The following is a 17,452-nucleotide window of genomic DNA, read 5'->3' on the forward strand; positions in this document are numbered from 1 at the left end:
AAGAACTACAGACAAGAACTACAGACAAGAACTACAGACAGTGCCCCCGTCGGCGCCGGGTTACTGCGGGAGCCGGAGGTGGCGGCGCTGTGCCTGGCTGATGAGTGGCCGGCATCGAGGAGCTATCGGCCCCCGACGCCGGCCGTCGGGTTGTCGGCTAGGTGGTGCAGCCCTTGCAGGGGAGGTAGCCGAGGTCTTCTTCCCAGACGTTCTTCCAGGTCGCGCCGGAGGTGTAGGTGATCTTCGCGTAGGTGTAGTTTCCGCGCTTGTCGTTGGGCTTCGGCATGGTCGGTACGGCGGTTCGGAGCTGGTGGCCCTCGCTGACGTTCACCTTGCCCGAGGAGGTTGCCCACCACTCGCCGTTGACGTAGATGTCGACTCGCCAGTTCGCCTTGATCGCGCAGTCACCGGTCACGGTGACCGTGCCGCTGCGGCCCTGGGTGGAGGTGCTCCAGGTGGCGTCGGTCGTGCCGCAGAAGCCCCAGCCGGCGGGCTTCGTCTCGGTGGCCAGGGCGGCGGCCGGGGCCATCGCCAGCATCGCCAGGCTGCTTGCCGCGGCGACGATGATTCTGTACTTCGTACGCATGGCTGACTCCTTGGCTGGGCTGGTCACGGTGCGGCGGTCTTGAAGCAGGCGTCCTTGTCCTTCGAGGCGGCCTCGTTGTGGTTGTCTGGGAAGTAGAGGATGGATCCGGCCCGTACGCAGACGGACTTGTTGGCCTTCGCCGGGGTGGCGTCGATGATGACCGTCTTGTCGTAACCCCGGTTGACGTACCCGGTGTGTTCGAAGACGTGGTACTTCGTGAACGGCCGATCGCGGATCTCGTTGGTGTACCGCTTGGGCCAGTTGCCCGGAGAGCAGTTCATTGACACGTTGACCACCCACCAGCCGCCGGTCTGGTCGTTGTCGAAGGTGTAGTGGACGCTGATCTCGCCACATTTCCACGACAGGTCGGTGCCGGCCTGGGCTGGTGTGCTCGCGACCAATGGCGCGACCAGCAGTGTGGTGGCCGCGGCCAGGTATCCGATCCGCATTGCGCTTCCTCCCGTAGTCGGTGCTTTCCAGCAGTGTTGCCAGGGGCAACTACTGAAGTCCACGCGGAGGACGCGGATTGCAGGAAGTGGCAGATTGTCACGGCCGTTGAGACGAAAATGAAACAGGCACCCACACATAACGTATGGGTGCCTGTGACAACGATCTGGGTCAGCCGGCGTGGCCTGACTGGTTGGCGGAGGCGGCCGCTACGGCGACTGCTGCCTGGTCGATCTGGTCGGGGGCGATCGGGCCGCCGGCCGAGCGGCCGCGGCGGCGGGTGCGTTGTTCGACCTTGTTCGCGATCAGGCTGACGAAGTAGTTGATGATCACGTACAGCGCGCCGACGAAGATCAGGGCCGGCAGCAGGTTCGACTTGTAGTTGCCGATCTGCTCTGCCTTCCGGAGCAGTTCCTCGTAGGTGATGATGTAGCCCAGCGCGGTGTCCTTCAGGATCACGACGAGCTGGCCGACGATGGCCGGCAGCATCGCGGTGATGGCCTGGGGCAACAGCACCATCCGCATCGTCTTGCCGTTGGTCAGGCCGATCGCCAGGGCGGCCTCGTTCTGGCCCTTCGGCAGCGAGTGGACGCCGGAGCGGACCAGTTCGGCGACCACCGACCCGTTGTAGAGGGTCAGTGCGGTGACCACGGCGGCCAGGGCGAGCCGTTCCGGCGGGAACAGTTCGTAGAAGGCGTAGAGCGCGTAGGTGAACAGCATCATCAGCAGCACCGGTACGGCGCGGAAGAACTCGACGATGACGCTGCTCGGCCAGCGGATCCAGGCCGCCGACGACAGCCGGCCGACACCCAGCAGGGTGCCGAGGGTGAGCGCGAAGACCACCGAGATGGCGGCCGCGACCAGCGTGCCGACCAGACCGGGAAGCAGGTACTGCGTCCAGATCTCGGCGGTCAGGAACGGCTTCCACTTCTCCGCGGTCAGCTGGTCGGACTCGTTCAGCTTCGCGATCACGAACCACAGGGCGGCCAGCAGCGCGAGGATGCTGACGACGCCGATCGTCGCGTACGTCCGCTTGGCCCGGGGGCCAGGTGCGTCGAACAGAACTCCGGCACTCATCGCTTCACCGCCAGGCGCTTGGACATCGAGGTGAACAGGATCCCGATCGGCAGGGTGAGGATGACGAACCCGATGGCGAAGATGCCGAACACCACGAACAGCTTGTCGGGCCGGTTCTCCATCATCACCTTCATCACCGCGCTCGCCTCGGTGACACCGATGACGGAGGCGACGGTCGAGTTCTTGGTCAGCGCGATCAGCACGTTGCCCAGCGGGGCGATGGCGCCCCGGAAGGCCTGCGGCAGTACGACGTACCGCAGCGTCTTCAGGAACGGCAGCCCGACCGCGCGGGCAGCCTCGGCCTGACCCAGCGGCACGGTGTTCACGCCGCTGCGGATCGCCTCGGCCACGAACGACGCGTGGTAGACCGACAGGCCGAGGACGGCCAGCCGGAAGTTGTTGTCGTCGATCGACGTCGGCGAGTTCGGGTCAGCCAGCGAGATGCCGAGCTGCAAGAACAGTCCGAGGTTGCAGAACACGATCACCAGCGTGAGCGGGGTGTTCCGGACGATGTTGACGTAGCCGGTGCCGATCAGCTGCAGCACGCGCACGGGGGAGACCCGCATCACCGCGACGACAGTACCGATCAGCAGCGCGAACAGCGCGGACAGCAACGTCAGGTAGATGGTGGTCTTGAAGGCTCCGAGACCGTCGTACTCGGAGAAGAACTCGGAGATCACGTCCATGCTGCTCCTGCAGGGATTCGGGGTCGAGACCTGCTGGTGGGGAGGAACCGGCGACGGTTCCTCCCCACCAGGTCAACAGGTCAGGCGCAGGCGTCGAAGGTCTTCGGCGGGTTGGTCGCCGGGTCGAGCTTCAGGCCGGCGGTGCCGAGGTTCTTGTCGAAGGCCTTCTGCCAGTCACCGGAGTCGACCATCTTCTTCAGGGCGGTGTTGACCTTCTCGCAGGTCTCCTTGTCGCCCTTCTTGAGGCCGACGCCGTAGCGCTCCTCGGAGAAGGTCTTGCCGACCACCTTGAACTTGCCCTGGTTGGCTGCCTGGGCAGCGAAACCGGCGAGGATGGTGTTGTCGGTGGTGACGGCGTCGATCTTGCCGGTCGACAGCGCCTCGACACACTTGGAGTAGGTGTCGTACTTCTGCAGCTGCACGGTCTTGGCGTACTTGTCCGCGACCTTCTGGGCCGAGGTCGAGCCGGTCACCGAGCACAGCTTCTTGCCGCCCAGGTCGTCCGGGCCGGTGATGGTGCTGTCGGCCTTGACCAGCAGGTCCTGACCGGCGACCAGGTACGGGCCGGCGAAGGAGACCTTCTCCTTGCGGGCGTCCGTGATCGAGTAGGTCGCGAAGATCAGCTTGACCTGGCCGTTGGACAGCAGCGTCTCGCGCTGGGCCGACGGGGACTCCTTGAACTCGACCTTGTCGTCGGCGAAGCCCATCTCCTTGGCGACGTACTTCGCCACGTCGACGTCCATGCCGGTGTAGTTCGAGCCTTCCTTCAGGCCGAGGCCGGGCTGGTCGAACTTGATGCCGATGGTGATCTTGTCGCCACCGCCGGAGCTGCCGCTCCCGCCGTCGCTCGAGTCGTCGCCACAGGCGGTCAGGCCGGTTGCGGCCAGGACCGTGATGCCGAGGGCAGCGATGATCCGCTGTCGCATTTTCGTTCCTCCAGTATTCGGTACTGCTCAGGATTTCAGGGGACGGGCAGGGCGGTCAGTGAGTGAGGATCTTCGAGAGGAAGTCCTGCGCCCGCTTGGTCTGCGGGTCGGTGAAGAACTTCTCCGGCTCGGCCTCCTCGACGATCTGACCGTCGGCCATGAAGACGACCCGGTTGGCGGCCTTCCGGGCGAAGCCCATCTCGTGGGTGACGACGACCATCGTCATGCTTTGCTTGGCCAGCTCGACCATCACGTCGAGCACCTCGTTGATCATCTCCGGGTCCAGCGCCGAGGTGGGCTCGTCGAAGAGCATCACCTTCGGGTCCATCGCGAGCGCCCGGGCGATCGCGACCCGCTGCTGCTGCCCACCGGACAGCTGAGCCGGGTACTTGTCGGCCTGTGCGGCGACCCCGACCCGCTCCAGCAGGGCCCGGGCCGTCTTCTCGGCCTCGGCCTTGGACTGGCCACGGACCTTCATCGGCCCGAGGGTGACGTTCTGCAGGATCGTCTTGTGCGCGAACAGGTTGAACGACTGGAACACCATGCCGACGTCGGCACGGAGCTTGGCCAGGGCCCGGCCCTCGAGAGGCAGCGGCTGGCCGTCCAGCGTGATGGAGCCCGAGTCGATCGGCTCCAACCGGTTGATCGCCCGGCACAGCGTTGACTTGCCCGAGCCGGACGGGCCGATCACCACGACGACCTCGCCCTTGCCGATGGACAGGTTGATGTCCTTCAGCACGTGCAGGTCGCCGAAATGCTTGTTCACGTCTGTCAGGGCGACAAGACCTGTTGTCGTCACGGTATCGACGGCGGAGGAATCGCTCATGGCGAGAACCTAGCGGAGGCAGGAGGTGACCTGCACGATCCTCCGGTTCCACGGTGGTAACGATCTGCGATCTTGCGCGACAGACGGTGACGACCTCGTCACCGTCTGTCTGAGAGTGGGCGTTACTGTCCGGGAGGGCGTGTTCCGCAGCATCCACCTGCAGCCACTCCCGAGGTTTGCGCAAAACTCTTGACTGCCGACTCCACGTCGGCGAGCATCTGCGCCCGCATCGCCGGGGAGATGACCCGCCCGCGGGTGATGACGGTGTGAATCCGGCGGGTGTTCCGGATGTCCTGGAGCGGATCAGCGTCCAGTACTACGAGGTCGGCGATCTTCCGCGGCTGCACCGATCCCAGGTCGGCGGTCATCCCGAGGAACCGGGCCGGCTCGACCGTGGCGGTGGTCAGCGCCTGCTGGGTGGTGGCGCCGGCCCTGACCATCAACTCCAGTTCGTCGTGCAGTGCGAACCCCGGCACCATGTACGGCGTACCGGTGTCGGTCCCGGCCAGCACGGGAACGTCGTGGGCGAAGAGTTCCCGGACGAATCGTTGCCGGTACTCCCACATCTGCCGCTGGTGCGAGATCTCCTCGGCGCTCCGATTGGCCTTGTAGAGGTCTTCGATCACGTAGTCGTAGGTGCCGATCGAGTCCGCGCTCAGGTACTTCCGCGTCGCCGGGTCCGGCGCGCTGAAGTCGGGTGTGTCCAGCACCTGGTGCATGGTCAGCGTCGGGGTTACCCGCGTCCGGTTGCGCCGCAGCGTGCCGAAGACGTCAGCGGCGCGAGCCCGGCTGTAGCTGTTCGCCGCGATCCATTCGATCGGGTGCATCTGCCGGAACCAGCCGTTGTAGTCGCCGGTCCCGATCTTGATCGCGCGCTGCATCCGGCGTACCTCGGCCTCCCGGCTCGACACCGACAGCCCGAGCGCGTGAATGTGCTCGATACTGCGCTGCCCGGCCTTGCTGACTTCCTTCACCGGGACCTGGTCGGGCCCATGCCCGTGCACGGTCAGCCCTTGCCGGCGCGCCTCGTCCAGGATCGCCCGGTACGCCGCTGGGCTCAGTCGCGAGTACACCTTGACGAAGTCCGCGCCCTCGGCCTTCACCTGCCGTACTGCGGCCCGCGCGCCGGCCTCGTCGTGCACGACCAGGACGCGCAGCAGGTTGGGGTCCCACAGCGTCGGGTCGCCGTCGATGATCTGGCTGCCGACGATCATCCGCGGACCGAGCAGCGTGCCGGCGTCGATCCGGTCGCGCCAGCTGTAGAGGGTCGGGTCGGAGGCGGCCATCTCGCGGACCATGGTCAGGCCGTTGGCCAGGTAGAGAGGTGGCGACACGTGCTCGTCGCCGAGGGAGTGGACGTGCATGTCGGCCAGCCCGGGGATGACGAACTTGCCGCTGAGCCGGAGCTCGGTGGCGCCGTGCGGGACGGGCAGGTGCCGGCCGATGGCGAGGATCCGCTCGCCGGCGAGCAGGACGGTCTGGTGCCGGTCGCGTCGCCCGTTCGCCGGGTCGATGACGGTGACGTCGGTCAGGGCGGTGATCCGGGGCGCTGCGGTAGTGGCGGCAGGCCAGTTGAGGGCGGCCGCGTGGTTGGCGGTGAAGGTGCCACCGGCAACGACGGTGGCGCCGGCGGCGGTACGGGCGAGGAACTGACGGCGGGAACTGTTCATGGGTTCTACTGTTGTTGACCGGGCCGCTCCGGTCAGGGGTTTCAGCCGCCCCATCCCCGGTAGGGAAAAGTCCACCTGGCCACGTACTCTTGGTGGCTGTTATGCGTACATACGAGGTCCGCACCCACGGGTGCCAAATGAACGTGCATGACTCCGAGCGCCTTCGTGGCCTGCTGGAGGATGCGGGTTATGTCCGCGCGCCCGAGGGCGACCCGGCCGACGTGGTCGTCTTCAACACCTGCGCGGTCCGCGAGAACGCCGACAACAAGCTGTACGGCAACCTCGGTCAGCTGGCGCCGGCGAAGGCCAAGAACCCCGGTATGCAGATCGCCGTCGGCGGCTGTCTGGCGCAGAAGGACCGGGCCACCATCACCAAGAAGGCGCCCTGGGTGGACGTCGTCTTCGGCACCCACAACATCGGCTCGCTGCCGGTGCTGCTGGAGCGGGCCCGGATCGCCGAGGAGTCGCAGGTCGAGATCCTCGAGTCGCTGGACGTCTTCCCGTCCACGCTGCCGACCCGGCGGGAGTCGCCGTACTCCGCCTGGGTGTCGGTCAGCGTCGGCTGCAACAACACCTGCACGTTCTGCATCGTCCCGGCGCTGCGCGGCCGCGAGAAGGACCGCCGCCCGGGCGACGTGCTGGCCGAGGTCGAGGCGCTGGTCGCCGAGGGCGTGCTCGAGGTGACCCTGCTCGGCCAGAACGTGAACTCGTACGGCGTCGAGTTCGGCGACCGGTACGCGTTCTCGAAGCTGCTCCGCGCCTGCGGCACGATCGACGGGCTGGAGCGGGTCCGGTTCACCTCGCCGCACCCGCGCGACTTCACCGCGGACGTGATCGAGGCGATGGCCGAGACGCCGAACGTGATGCCGTCGCTGCACATGCCGCTGCAGTCGGGCTCCGACCAGATCCTGAAGACGATGCGCCGGTCCTACCGCCGCGACCGGTACCTGAAGATCATCGAGGACGTCCGGGCCGCGATGCCGGACGCCGCGATCACCACCGACATCATCGTCGGCTTCCCCGGGGAGACCGAGGAGGACTTCCAGGGCACGCTCGACGTGGTCCGGCAGGCGCGGTTCGCCGGCGCCTTCACCTTCCAGTACTCCAAGCGCCCTGGGACTCCGGCCGAGTCGATGGAGGACCAGGTACCGCACGCCGTCGTCCAGGAGCGCTACCTGCGGCTGGTCGAGCTGCAGGACGAGATGGCCTGGGGCGAGAACAAGAGGGTCGTCGGCCGTTCGGTCGAGGTCTTGATCGCCGAAGGGGAGGGGCGCAAGGACGCCGCCACCCATCGGTTGTCCGGTCGCGCTCGCGACAACCGGCTGGTCCACTTCACGCTGCCCGAGGGCGTCGAGAAGCCGCGGCCCGGCGACATGGCAACGGTCGAGGTCACCTACGCGGCCCCGCACCACCTGGTCGCCGACGTCTTCGGTTCAGTACGCCGTACGCGCGCGGGCGACGCCTGGGAGCGAGCCCAGGACGCCCCGCCGCCGACCGGTACTCCGGGTGTCCTGCTCGGCATGCCCGCCATCGGCAAGCCGGCTCCCCTCGAGCCGGCGACCGGCGGCTGCCAGGTCAACTGAGTTGCCGACCTCAGATTTGTTGCCGGAGGGCGCCGAGCCGTTCGCGTCCGGGCGCGACGCGGATGTCTACGCCCTCGACGACCACTGGGTACTGCGCCGCTACCGCGCCGGGCACCCGGTGCGGGACGAAGCGGAGTACATGCGCTGGGTGGCGAAGTACGACTACCCGGTGCCTGCGGTCCGTCAGGTCGACGGACCGGACATGGTGATCGAACGCCTGACCGGCCCGACCCTCGCCGACGCGGCCATCGCGGGTGACCTCTCCGCCACCGACCTGGGTCTGCTCCACGCCGAGCTGCATCGCCGCCTGCACGCGATCCCCGCCCCGAGCGGCACCCCGGGGAACGTCGTCATGCACGGGGATCTCCACCCCTACAACGTGATCCACACCCCGAAAGGCCCGGTCGTCATCGACTGGCGCAACGTCGAGGAAGGCCCCGCGGAGTTCGACCTCGCGATGACGGCGATCATCTTCGCCCAGGTCGCCCTCGACCCCGCCTTCGCAGAACTCTCGGGCCTGCTGAGGCAGGCTCTCGCGACCTACCTCGCCAACTCCGCCGACCCGACGCCCGGTCTGGACGCCGCCCTCGCCGCCCGCGGCCGCAACGTCACGCTGACCCCGGCGGAGCTCGCCCTGCTCCCCGCGCAAGGCGAACTCATCCGCTCCCACCTCTAGGCGTTCAGGAACTCCTTCAGCGACAACGCGCGATCCACGATCCGCAGCTCGCCGATGTGCCCCGCGAAGGTCTGCTCGATCTTGTTGGCGTAGTGGTTCGCGCCCAGCAGCCACGGCTTGCCCGCGGTGGCGAGGCCGTTGGAGCGGGTCGATGGATTGCGGAGCAGCTCCGACGAGTCGACGTACAGAGTGGTGTGGCGTCCGTCGTTGACTACCGCGAGGTGGAACCACCGCCCCGCCAGCTCCTCGTGCCCCCAGTTGGTGAAGGTGTCGGCCTTGTCGAGCGGGTAGACCGCCCATTGGAGCTGCCGCCCGCCGGAGAAGGCGAGGTTGACGACCGGCTCGGACGTGTCACCACCAGTCTTGCCTGCATCGGCGCCGGTACCGAGTCGGCTGAGCAGACCCTCCCAAGAGTGATCGGCCCCGTCGTCGGCGAGCTTCACGAACGCCTCGATGGTGTAGCCGCCCTGGAAGGTCAGCCGGTTCAGCGGTGCGTTGTCGGCCGTGCGCAGGTACCCGCCGCGACCCGGATTCTTCTGGCCGCCGAAGACCCAACTCGCATGGCCGGGCTGGTCCGGGTGGAACTCAGCAGAAGGCTTGAGGCTGTCGGCGGGGGAGCCTGGCAGCAGCACCGGGGTCAGGTCGTTGCCGCGTCCCGAGTGGTCGACGACGCGGGACCCGACCGGGCCGTCCAGCCGCCAGTACGCGACTGTCCCGGGGATGACCAGGGACGCAGCCGGCCGAGCGGGCCGCACCGGCTCCGGCGCGAATCCGGCGAAGCGGGCAGGGAAGTCGATCGGCAGGCTGAAGCGGTTGACGTCGCTGGTCAGCTCGACCTCACGCTCGGCCAACTCGGATCGCCGCGACGGTTTCTGCGCCAGGATCCACGGGTTGATCGTCTCGACGTCGATCGTGTTCCGCGCCAGGTCGAAGTGGTAGAGGCGGATCATCGCGCCACCGCCGTAGTACCGGTCCTGGTAGTTGGTGATGTGCAGGTGGACGTCGTGCCCGGCGGCGTTCTGCCGGACCGTCCGGCCGGGTGGCCAGTAGTGACCGTTCAGGGTCAGGAAGACCTGGTCGTTGCCGTTGACAAGTTGTTCCCAGACGCGGTTGCCGTGGTCGGACAACTGCGCGACGCCCGCGCCGTCATCGGCGTACACGAGCTCGTGGGTGGTCAGGATCACCGGCAGTTTCGGGTGCTCGGCAATCACCTTGCGGGCCCAGGCGAAGCCGGCATCCGACGGTCGCCAGTCCATTGCCAGCAGCAACCATTGCCGGCCGCCGGCGCGGAACACGTGGTACGAGTTGTAACCGTCCGGCGTCGAGCCGCCGTACGTGCTCATCCGCCGGAATCGCTGCGGCCCGAACACCCGCAGGTACGGCGTATCGCCGCGCTGGTCGTCCGTGCTGCCGTCGATGTCGTGGTTGCCCGCGAGCACGCTGTACGGCATCCGGGCCCGGTCCAGCACCGCGAACACCGGATCGGCCTGCGCGAACTCCGAGGCCTGCGCGTTCTCGACCACGTCACCCAGATGGGCAGTGAAGACGATGTTGTCCACACCGCGCTGATCGATCAGGTACTCGAAGGTGGCGGTCAGCGGCGCCGGATCGCCCCGGTCCAGATCGAACAGGTACTGCGTATCCGGTACGACGGCCAGCGTGAACCGCGGATCCTCCAGATCAGGCTTCTTCCCGGCAGCCGTCTGCACCCCAACCGCAGCAGCACCCGGTACGCCGGTCACCGCCCCGCCGGCCACCACGCCGGCCCCCAGCGCCCCCGCCTGAAGAATCCGTCGCCTGCTCATGCCCTCGTGCTGCTCGTCCATGCCGGCACTCTAGAGCGACTTTGTCCGCACTAAGTGAACGCCAAACGAACTACGCGAATCCCTGCGCGATCACCGCAGGGATGCTGCCGTCCCGCAGACCGGCCAGCACCCGCGCCTCATGCGGCACCACCGGATCCGGCAGTTTGTCGAGCGAGAACCACTCGAGCCCGGCCGCCTTGCCCGGCTCCATCAGCCGCGGCTCACCGGTCCAGCGGGTGGCGGTGAAGAAGAAGTCGACCCGCTCGTCGATCGCCAGCCCGTTGCCACCAGTACGGTGCATCGCGGTGACCGGAATCAGATCCGCCGGGTCGATCTCCACCCCGACCTCCTCGCGGACCTCGCGCACGGCCGCCGCCAGTACCGACTCACCGTGCTCGACGTGCCCGGCCGCCAGCGCCCAGTACCCGTCCATGTAGCCGGTGTTGGCCCGGAGCAGCATCAGCACCTCGTCGCCTCGCCGCAACGCCACATAAGCCGCGGGGATCACCTGAAACCGTTCCATGCCCGCAACCCTAGAGAGACAACGACCGAGGGCCGCAAGGGGAGTCCCCTCGCGGCCCTCGGGTACAGAAAGATCAGGCAGGCTTGTTGGCGATGTCGTCGTCCTGGCCGTCCAGGCCGTCGAGCCCGTCCTTGGCCTTGTCGACGCCCTGGTCGATCTTGTCGCCGTACTTGCCACCGGTCTTGTCGTCAACGAAGTCGCCGGCCTTGTCGAGTCCGTCGCCGACCTTGTCGCCGTGCTGGTCGACCAGGTCGCCGGCCTTGTCCTTCAGGTCCTCGGCCTTGCCCTTGAACTTGTCGAAGATGCCCATCGCGTGGGGCTCCCATTCCTAGCGTAGTGAACTACTTACAGACAGCTAGCGGTGATCTTCCCACCAACGGGGCCCCAGGTGTGGGAGGTGCTCAGGCGCCGTCGCCGGCCGGTTCGCTCTCGACGTCGCCACCGGAGTCGGTGCCCTCTTTACCGGAGCCGCCGACCTCGACGTCACCGCCGCTGCGCTTCAGTTCGACGTCGCCGCCGCTGCGCTTGAGTTCGGCGGCGGTCTCCTCGCCCTGGCCGAACGCTTCCTTGGCGGCGTCGGCGCCTTCTTCAAATGGATTCGACACTGATGTTCCTCCCGAGTCGGTGCTGCGATGCGTTGCGGCCCCCCGAATCGCGATGCGGTCCGGACCGTAACTCCTTACCCTCTGTCCTATCCAACACAGGGGGTCATCACAACCCTGATTCCGGTTCCTTGTCGCAGAGTTCACGCCGGTCCGCGGGTCCGGTCGGCGGCACTGTCACACTAAGAAGATGGTCGAGTCACTGGTGGTCGCCGTCGTCGGTCCCACGGCAGCCGGGAAATCCGACCTTTCGGTTGCCTTGTGCAACCAGTTGCCCGGCGAGGTGGTGAACGCCGACGCGATGCAGGTCTACCGCGGGATGGACATCGGCACCGCGAAGATCACGCCCGCCGAGCGGGGCGGCGTACGTCATCATCTGCTGGACGTCCTCGACGTCACCCAGACCGCGACGGTGGCCGACTTCCAGCAGTTGGCCCGGTCGGCGATAGACGACTGTCTGAGCCGGCAGGTGGTTCCGGTGCTGGCCGGGGGATCGGGGATGTACGTCCGCGCCATCCTCGACGACTTCGAGTTCCCCGGCACCGACCCCGAGGTGCGGGAGCGCCTGGAGGCGGAGCTCGAGGAGCACGGATCCGGGGCTCTGCACGCCAAACTGGCTGCCGCCGACCCCGCTTCCGCCCTGAAGATCCTGCCGAGCAACGGCCGCCGGATCGTCCGCGCCCTCGAGGTCATCCAGCTCACCGGCGGCCCGTACGTCGCGACGCTGCCCGAGCACACCTACATCTACCCGGGCGGGGTCCAGATCGGCCTCGACGTACCGCGGCCGGTGCTCGACGAGCGGATCGGCCTTCGGGTGGACCGGATGTTCGAGAACGGTTTCGTGGACGAGGTGAAGGACCTGCTGGGCAAGGGTTTGCTCGACGGGGTCACCGCGCACCGCGCGCTCGGCTACTCGCAGGTGATCGCGATGCTCAAGGGCGAGCTGTCCGAGACCGAGGCCCGCGAGCGGACCGCGCAGACCACCCGCCGGTTCGCCCGCCGGCAGGACGGCTGGTTCCGCCGGGACCCCCGGATCACCTGGCTGCCTTGGGATGCTCCCGATCTTGTCGAACAAGCTTTGCGTGTAGTACGAGGCAACCATCCGGCCGCCCACGACGTAGACGAGGTGGAAGAGGGCGCACGGCATGTCTGATCACTACGTGCGTGCTGCGCGTCACCCGGCACGGCACCTCGCCGCACTGGAGCAAAGGCCACGATGGAAAGACATCGAGGCCTTCACTCCAGCACGGCGAGCTACCGCACCGGGCAACTGCTCGCTACTGCACGTAGTGATCAGACATGCCGTAGGGGCTGTCGATGCGAGGGGGTGACCGTGAGGCCGAGTTCCGCGAGTACGTCGTCGCGGACCGCAGCAGACTGATGAGAACGGCGATGTTGCTCACCGCGGGGGATGCGTACACCGCCGAGGATCTGGTCCAGACCGCCTGCACGCGGGTGTATGTGCACTGGCACCGGATCCGGCACGAAGGCGCCGGGCCGTATGCGCACCGCATCCTGGTCAACGCCTTCCTGGACGAGCGCCGCCGGGCCGGCCGCCACCCCGAGGTGGTGACCGCCGAGACGTTCGAGCCGAGGCATCCCGAGCAGACCGATCCGGTGGACACGCTGGTGGTCCGCAAGGCCCTGCTGGAGCTGGCGCCCAAGCAGCGGGCCGTGCTGGTGCTGCGGTACTTCGAGGATCTCGACGTGGCCAGCTGCGCCCGGATCCTGGAGTGCACCGAGGGCACCGTGAAGAGCCAGACCGCGAAAGCACTGAAACGACTGAAGGACCTGATGGCCGATGACCCGGTCACGGATCCGGCGACGGGGAGTACTGAGAAGTGGACGACCTGAAGAAGCTGCTGACGGATTTCGCCGACCAGGCGGTCGACGGCATTCCGGCTGCTGACGTGGACGCGGACGTGGCGCGGGGCCGCCGCGCGCTGCGCCGGATCAAGGCACGCCGCCGGGCCACCGGGGTGCTGTGCATCGCCGCGGCGACGACCGCGGTGCTCGCCGTCGGCCAGCTCAAGTGGTGGGGCGACAGTCAGTCACAGGTCGCCGACGGCGGCAAGGAGCCCGCCCAGGCCTCCGCTGCCGGCTCGGCCGCGACTCCCGCCGCTAAGCCGAGCCCGGAGTTCGGCGACGGCTCCGCCTCCCTGTACTCCGGTCCGAGCGTCTCCCTGGTCGCCAACAAGGAGGCCTGGAACACCATCAGCTGCTCGCTGACCCCGCAGGGCTGGACGCCACAGCAGCCGGTCGGCACCGACCACGTCCTGCTCGCGCCGCCGCACCTGCGCGCCGCGGAGCTCGGCGAGGACAACGGACTGGAGGTCCGGGCCGAGCCGCAAGCTCGCAGCCTGACTGCCACCCGGGTGACCGAGGCCGGCGGCAAGGTCTTCCACCTCGGCTCGATCGCCGGCCGCGAAAGCGGCCAGGTGCTGCTCGGTGAACGCTGGCTGCTGGTCCAGCTACCGGCCACCTATGCGGGCTGGGGCGACGAGACGCTACGCCGTTTCATGGCCTCCTGCTCGGTCAACTGACAAGACGGACGCGCTAGAACTGGCGGACTCGCCTCCGAAGAGGTAGGCAAGGGCCTGTCCCTGTACGCCGACTTCGCGGAGGACCCGTGACACCGAAACGCCTGGCCGCCACCCTGACCGCGGGAGCGCTGGTACTGACCGGCCTGACCGCCAGTACGGCGACCGCCGCCCAGAGCGGCCATCACCCGCCGCGGCCACCTGCCAAGAACGCCACCGCGATCGGTTTCGGCGGCGCGGTGTCGTCCGTCGACGCCAACGCGACCGAGATCGGCCTGTCCGTACTGCGCCGCGGCGGTAACGCCGTCGACGCGGCGGTCGCGACCGCCGCCGCGCTGGGTGTGACCGAGCCGTACTCCGCCGGGATCGGTGGTGGCGGCTACTTCGTCTACTACAGCGCGAAGGACCGCAAGGTCTACACGATCGACGGCCGCGAGACCGCCCCGGCGACGATGCCGAACGACGCGTTCATCAACCCGGCCACGGGCAAGGCCTACACGTTCTTCCCCGACCTGGTCACCTCCGGTGTCTCCGTCGGTACGCCGGGCACGCTGGCGACCTGGGACTCGGCGCTGCACTCGTGGGGCACGCTCTCGCTGGGCAAGGCGCTGAAGCCGGCCGGGGAGCTGGCCGACAAGGGCTTCGTGATCGACGAGACGTTCCGCAACCAGACGCTCGACAACAAGGCGCGTTTCTCGCAGATCACGCCGACGGCCAAGTTGTTCCTGCCCAACGGCGACGCCCCGGTGGTCGGCTCGGTCTTCAAGAACAAGGAGCTCGCCAAGACCTACGAGCTGATCGGTAAGAAGGGCCCGTCGGCCTTCTACACGGGCGCGTTGGCCAAGGAGATCGAGACGGCCGTCAAGACGCCGCCGAAGGTCGCGGGCGCGACGCTGCCGATCATGCCGGGCCACCTGACCACCGGTGACCTCGCGAAGTACAAGGTGATCAAGCGTGAGCCGACCAAGATCAAGTACGACGGCCTCGACGTCTACGGCATGGCGCCGTCCTCGTCGGGCGGTACGACGGTCGGGGAGGCGCTCAACATCCTCACCCCGCTGAAGCTGTCGAAGCAGTCGACGCCGCAGGCCCTGCACTCGTACCTGGAGGCATCGGCCCTGTCGTTCGCCGATCGCGGCAAGTACGTCGGCGACCCGGCCTTCGTGAACGTGCCCACCAAGGAGCTGCTGTCGAAGGGCTTCGGCGCCGAGCGTTCCTGCCTGATCGACCCGGCGAAGGCCACGGCCAAGCCGTTCGCGCCCGGCCTGCCCGACGGCTCGTACTCCGGTTGCCCGACCCCGACCGCGGCGCCCGAGAAGGCCGACACCGAAGGCCTGTCGACGACGCACCTGGTCGCCGCCGACAAGTGGGGCAACGTCGTGTCGTACACGCTCACGATCGAGCAGACCGGCGGCTCCGGGATCACCGTTCCGGGCCGGGGTTTCCTGCTGAACAACGAGCTGACCGACTTCACCACCGTCTACGACGCGGCCGACCCGAACCGGATCCAGCCGTTGAAGCGGCCGCGGTCGTCGATGTCGCCGACGATCGTGCTGAAGAACAACAAGCCGTTCCTCGCGCTCGGTTCGCCGGGTGGCTCGACGATCATCACGACCGTCCTGCAGACCCTGACCAACCGGCTGGACCGGGGGATGACCCTGCCCGAGGCCGTTGCCGCGCCGCGGGCGTCGCAGCGCAACACGGCGGCCGTGACCGCGGAGCCGCCGTTCATCGATGCCTACGGCACCAGCCTCAAGCCGTACGGGCACACGCTGGTCCCGGCCGGTGACGCGCTCACCTCAGCCGCCGAGATCGGCGCGGTCGCAGCGCTCGAAGTACTGCCCGGAGGCGGCTACCTGGCCGCCGCCGAGCCCAAGCGGCGTGGTGGCGGCGCGGCCGGCACGGTCAACCAGCTCTGGCCGCGCTAACTCCGTTTCAGTCTCTTCGGAGCAATAGGAAGCGGGGGTGGCTCGACCGGTGGTGTTTCGGCAGCACCGTCATCGAGCCACCCGTCGTGATCCGAGACCAGCGGCTCCACCACAGCACTGTCGGCGTCAGCCGGGATGAGGACCACCCACGGGTGGTCCTCATCGTCGTCTTCCCCCTGAAAGCGGTCCCGCCGCGCGACGGCGCCCAGCAGCCCCGCCACCACGTCCGCGTCCTCGCGCTCCCAGAAGTACGCGACCAGCTGCTCACCCATAGCCGAAACGGTACGACGAACCCGTGCAACCGATCGACGACCCGACCAGTAGTTCAGGGTGGAGATCGCACCGAGGCCGGGAGGGCCGGATGGCTGGGGCGCAGGACAAGGAATTCCTCGAGTACGTCGCCGCGCATCGCGGCCGGATGCTCAGGACCGCACGGCTGCTCACGTCGGGGGACGCGTACTGGGCCGAGGACCTGGTCCAGGTCGCGCTGACCAAGCTGTACGTGCACTGGGGCAAGGTGCGCCAGGCCGAGGGCGCCGCGTCGTACGCGGACCGGATCCTGGTGAACGCCTTCATCGACGAACGACGGCGGCTGTGGCGCCGCCGCGAGACGGCGACCGCCGAGATGCTCGACGCCCACCCCGTGCCGGGACCGGACCAGGCCGACCGGCTGACCGTCCTGGACGCCCTTGCCCAGCTCCCCAAACGGCAACGGGCCGCGGTCGTACTGCGGTACTTCCGCGACCTCGACACCGCCACCGTGGCGGAGCTGATGGGCTGCAGCCAGGGCACGGTCAAGAGCCAGACCGCCCGTGGCCTGGACAAGTTGCGCGATCTCATCGACGAACCGCTGGAGACCTTGGAGCGTGCCCGATGACGGATCTGAAAGAGCTGCTGGAATCAGCCGCGGGAACTGACCCCGCCTTCACCGACGAGGAGTTGCTGGCCGACCTGCGCCGAGGCAAGCGCTCGGTACGCCGTCGGCAGTTCGCCGCGATGGCCGGGGGAGCCACTGCAGTCGCCTTGGTGGCAGTCGGCGCGTGGGCGGTGCTTCCCGGTGGCCAGACCGCCGGGCTGGACGCTCCGGCGGCCGGCTCGCCGACGCCGCTGCCGCTGCCGCCGATCGACAAGTCCAGGATCGTGAAGGTGGTCGGCGCCCCGGTGCCGTTGGTTGCCGACGGCGTCGAACGCTCCGGCGTCGACCTGGTCTGCGGGCTGAAGCCCAAGGGCTGGCGGGTGACCGTCTTCCAGGCGCAACGCGGGATGCTGTCCGAGATGACGTTCTCTCCGCCCCAGGGCAACGAGAAGCTGGTGGTCCGGCACGCCGGGATCCACCCCGACGACACCGGCCGGATGCTGGTCGAGAAGTACGACAAGACCTGGGAGGAACTGCCGCACGTGCGAGCGGGATCGCGAGAGGCCGTCGTGGCCGGCACCCGGCCCGGGATGCGGGACGTCCACATCAGGATCCGCAGTACCAAGCTGATCCAGGTCTACGAGTCGGCGCCGAGCCTGCACTGGGACCTTGCCACCCTGCTCCGCTTCACGGGCTCCTGCGACCTCGCGAAGTAGCGCCC

General features: G+C 68.0%; 20 protein-coding genes. 8 read left to right on the plus strand and 12 right to left on the minus strand.

Going from position 1 to position 17,452, the window contains the following annotated elements; translation table 11 throughout:
• Nucleotides 1-157: 157 nt before the first annotated feature.
• The 7 genes from AB0P21_RS36635 to AB0P21_RS36665 all read right to left on the minus strand — a co-directional run bounded on the left by AB0P21_RS36635 (nt 158) and on the right by AB0P21_RS36665 (nt 6,218).
• Nucleotides 158-586: a hypothetical protein gene (locus AB0P21_RS36635; RefSeq protein ID WP_363703186.1), complete on the minus strand. Its 429-nt coding sequence runs from the start codon at nt 584-586 to the stop codon at nt 158-160.
• Between the two features lie 23 nt (nt 587-609).
• Nucleotides 610-1,035 (minus strand): hypothetical protein, encoded by a 426-nt coding sequence (locus AB0P21_RS36640; protein ID WP_363703188.1) that lies wholly within the window; start codon nt 1,033-1,035, stop codon nt 610-612.
• Between the two features lie 169 nt (nt 1,036-1,204).
• A complete protein-coding gene (locus AB0P21_RS36645; protein ID WP_363703190.1) occupies nt 1,205-2,110 on the minus strand; it encodes an amino acid ABC transporter permease in 906 nt (301 codons plus the stop codon).
• Entirely contained in the window at nt 2,107-2,796 is a 690-nt protein-coding gene (locus AB0P21_RS36650; protein ID WP_363703192.1) for an amino acid ABC transporter permease, read from the minus strand. The genes AB0P21_RS36645 and AB0P21_RS36650 overlap by 4 nt, the downstream gene beginning before the upstream one ends.
• 80 nt (nt 2,797-2,876) lie before the next feature.
• Nucleotides 2,877-3,722 carry a glutamate ABC transporter substrate-binding protein gene (locus AB0P21_RS36655; RefSeq protein WP_363703194.1) on the minus strand — a complete coding sequence of 282 codons (846 nt, stop codon included), beginning with the start codon at nt 3,720-3,722 and terminating at the stop codon, nt 2,877-2,879.
• A 55-nt stretch (nt 3,723-3,777) separates the two neighbouring features.
• Nucleotides 3,778-4,548 (minus strand): amino acid ABC transporter ATP-binding protein, encoded by a 771-nt coding sequence (locus tag AB0P21_RS36660; protein ID WP_363703196.1) that lies wholly within the window; start codon nt 4,546-4,548, stop codon nt 3,778-3,780.
• A gap of 122 nt (nt 4,549-4,670) precedes the next feature.
• A complete protein-coding gene (locus AB0P21_RS36665; RefSeq protein ID WP_363703198.1) occupies nt 4,671-6,218 on the minus strand; it encodes an amidohydrolase family protein in 1,548 nt (515 codons plus the stop codon).
• A 101-nt stretch (nt 6,219-6,319) separates the two neighbouring features.
• On the opposite strand from AB0P21_RS36665, the gene miaB reads away from it, so the two are divergent.
• Nucleotides 6,320-7,801, plus strand: a complete 1,482-nt coding sequence (gene miaB, locus AB0P21_RS36670) for a tRNA (N6-isopentenyl adenosine(37)-C2)-methylthiotransferase MiaB (RefSeq protein ID WP_363703200.1) — start codon at nt 6,320-6,322, stop codon at nt 7,799-7,801.
• A gap of 1 nt (nt 7,802) precedes the next feature.
• Nucleotides 7,803-8,477: a phosphotransferase gene (locus AB0P21_RS36675; protein WP_363703202.1), complete on the plus strand. Its 675-nt coding sequence runs from the start codon at nt 7,803-7,805 to the stop codon at nt 8,475-8,477.
• On the opposite strand, the gene AB0P21_RS36680 is transcribed toward AB0P21_RS36675, so the two are convergent.
• The 4 genes from AB0P21_RS36680 to AB0P21_RS36695 form a co-directional block, all read right to left on the minus strand.
• Nucleotides 8,474-10,303, minus strand: coding sequence for a LamG-like jellyroll fold domain-containing protein (locus AB0P21_RS36680; protein WP_363703204.1), 1,830 nt, complete (start codon nt 10,301-10,303; stop codon nt 8,474-8,476). The genes AB0P21_RS36675 and AB0P21_RS36680 overlap by 4 nt on opposite strands.
• A gap of 49 nt (nt 10,304-10,352) precedes the next feature.
• A complete protein-coding gene (locus AB0P21_RS36685; protein ID WP_363703206.1) occupies nt 10,353-10,805 on the minus strand; it encodes an NUDIX domain-containing protein in 453 nt (150 codons plus the stop codon).
• Nucleotides 10,806-10,878: 73 nt separating this feature from the next.
• Nucleotides 10,879-11,115 (minus strand): antitoxin, encoded by a 237-nt coding sequence (locus tag AB0P21_RS36690; RefSeq protein WP_363703208.1) that lies wholly within the window; start codon nt 11,113-11,115, stop codon nt 10,879-10,881.
• Between the two features lie 91 nt (nt 11,116-11,206).
• Entirely contained in the window at nt 11,207-11,410 is a 204-nt protein-coding gene (locus tag AB0P21_RS36695; RefSeq protein ID WP_363703210.1) for a hypothetical protein, read from the minus strand.
• A 187-nt stretch (nt 11,411-11,597) separates the two neighbouring features.
• Between AB0P21_RS36695 and miaA the strand changes: the two genes are divergently transcribed.
• The 4 genes from miaA (at nt 11,598) to ggt (ending at nt 15,875) form a co-directional block, all read left to right on the plus strand.
• Nucleotides 11,598-12,560, plus strand: a complete 963-nt coding sequence (gene miaA, locus AB0P21_RS36700; protein ID WP_363703212.1) for a tRNA (adenosine(37)-N6)-dimethylallyltransferase MiaA — start codon at nt 11,598-11,600, stop codon at nt 12,558-12,560.
• Between the two features lie 164 nt (nt 12,561-12,724).
• Nucleotides 12,725-13,261 carry a SigE family RNA polymerase sigma factor gene (locus AB0P21_RS36705; RefSeq protein WP_363703214.1) on the plus strand — a complete coding sequence of 179 codons (537 nt, stop codon included), beginning with the start codon at nt 12,725-12,727 and terminating at the stop codon, nt 13,259-13,261.
• The gene (locus AB0P21_RS36710) at nt 13,249-13,950 is read left to right on the plus strand and encodes a hypothetical protein (RefSeq protein ID WP_363703215.1); all 702 of its coding nucleotides are present in this window, start codon (nt 13,249-13,251) and stop codon (nt 13,948-13,950) included. Before AB0P21_RS36705 ends, AB0P21_RS36710 begins: the two co-directional genes overlap by 13 nt.
• Nucleotides 13,951-14,036: 86 nt before the next feature.
• A complete protein-coding gene (gene ggt, locus AB0P21_RS36715; RefSeq protein ID WP_363703217.1) occupies nt 14,037-15,875 on the plus strand; it encodes a gamma-glutamyltransferase in 1,839 nt (612 codons plus the stop codon).
• Here ggt and AB0P21_RS36720 read toward each other — a convergent pair.
• Nucleotides 15,872-16,147, minus strand: coding sequence for a hypothetical protein (locus AB0P21_RS36720; RefSeq protein ID WP_363703220.1), 276 nt, complete (start codon nt 16,145-16,147; stop codon nt 15,872-15,874). The two genes, ggt and AB0P21_RS36720, sit on opposite strands and share 4 nt — an antisense overlap.
• A gap of 89 nt (nt 16,148-16,236) precedes the next feature.
• Here AB0P21_RS36720 and AB0P21_RS36725 point away from each other — a divergent pair, with 89 nt between their 5' ends.
• Together AB0P21_RS36725 and AB0P21_RS36730 are read left to right on the plus strand one after the other, a co-directional pair.
• Nucleotides 16,237-16,752 carry a SigE family RNA polymerase sigma factor gene (locus AB0P21_RS36725; RefSeq protein WP_363703222.1) on the plus strand — a complete coding sequence of 172 codons (516 nt, stop codon included), beginning with the start codon at nt 16,237-16,239 and terminating at the stop codon, nt 16,750-16,752.
• Nucleotides 16,749-17,447: a hypothetical protein gene (locus tag AB0P21_RS36730; protein WP_363703224.1), complete on the plus strand. Its 699-nt coding sequence runs from the start codon at nt 16,749-16,751 to the stop codon at nt 17,445-17,447. The genes AB0P21_RS36725 and AB0P21_RS36730 overlap by 4 nt, the downstream gene beginning before the upstream one ends.
• The last annotated feature ends 5 nt before the right edge of the window (nt 17,448-17,452 follow it).

This window comes from Kribbella sp. NPDC056861, assembly GCF_040687575.1.
In the GTDB taxonomy this organism is placed as follows: Bacteria; Actinomycetota; Actinomycetes; order Propionibacteriales; family Kribbellaceae; genus Kribbella.